At 54.6% G+C, this 936-nt stretch carries 2 protein-coding genes; one reads left to right on the top strand and one right to left on the bottom strand.

The window, feature by feature from the left end:
* Window positions 1–78 precede the first annotated feature (78 nt).
* Window positions 79–330 carry a helix-turn-helix domain-containing protein gene (locus L1065_RS15700; RefSeq protein WP_237096459.1) on the bottom strand — a complete coding sequence of 84 codons (252 nt, stop codon included), beginning with the start codon at window positions 328–330 and terminating at the stop codon, window positions 79–81.
* Window positions 331–489: 159 nt separating this feature from the next.
* Here L1065_RS15700 and L1065_RS15695 point away from each other — a divergent pair, with 159 nt between their 5' ends.
* Entirely contained in the window at window positions 490–891 is a 402-nt protein-coding gene (locus tag L1065_RS15695; protein ID WP_237096458.1) for a hypothetical protein, read from the top strand.
* Window positions 892–936 lie beyond the last annotated feature (45 nt).

The raw sequence follows: 936 nt of genomic DNA, 5'->3' as shown, positions 1-936 counted from the left end.
GGAGTTAGTGCTTTTCGCCCTATTTTCAATACCCTACAGAACTGTCCAGTCTTAGGCACATACGCCGATTGTGATCGCTCAAAGGGTTTCCGGCAGTTGCACGTTTGCCTGCGTCCAAAACGCATCGAACGACAGATTAAGCGCCCTCAGAACCACCATCAGCTCAACGATGTCCAAGCGCCGCTCACCCAACTCATACTTGCCAACAAACGACGCGGGCTTCCCAAGCCGGTCGGCCAATGCTGCCTGTGACAGGCCAGCCGCTCCCCGCGCGTCGATCAACACGCCAAGAACCGCTTTGTAAGCCTCTGTGTGAACGGTGCCTGCCACCCTGCCCTGCCTTTATTCCATAGAGAGAAGCAGCTACCCCCATTATAGGTTTACCCCCAAAATGGGGGTGTCTTGATTGGACGCTCCCAACTTTGAGCAAAACCGGCCTTCACCTTCCCAGAAAATATCCGCCCTTAGAAACCAAACCGGGAAAATCAAATGACACCCACTACCTATCAATCGGCACCAATGGCGGCCTACGTTTCACTGAACGCAGAGGGCGATGCGCTGTATCGTTTTGTGCGATTTGGACAGTTGACTGTCGCTGATGCTCGATTGCTCGCCGCCAAAAACTGGCTGGAAGCGGACCCTGTCAGGGTCGCCACACCCGATGGACGCCGCGTTCTGTTCGGGTTCGCTGTGCTGACATCGCTCGGACGACGCATCTGGAACGAGCAACAGATCTGGATGTCCGAGAACACTTTTGAATGGGGCACCACATGGAATGTTCGGGAAGATCTGATGGGCAGACACGCCCCACCGGACGAACCCAAGATGGTTCACTCACGCGGCTTCCTTCGGTTGATAGACGAGACCAACATTGACGGGACTGTTGCATGAATTCATTGGTGCTGATTGTGCGTGTGGTTGATGCGCTGGATCATT

The organism is Nereida sp. MMG025 (genome assembly GCF_021654165.1).
In the GTDB taxonomy this organism is placed as follows: Bacteria; Pseudomonadota; Alphaproteobacteria; order Rhodobacterales; family Rhodobacteraceae; genus Nereida.
This window is presented reverse-complemented; position numbering and strand designations above follow the sequence as displayed.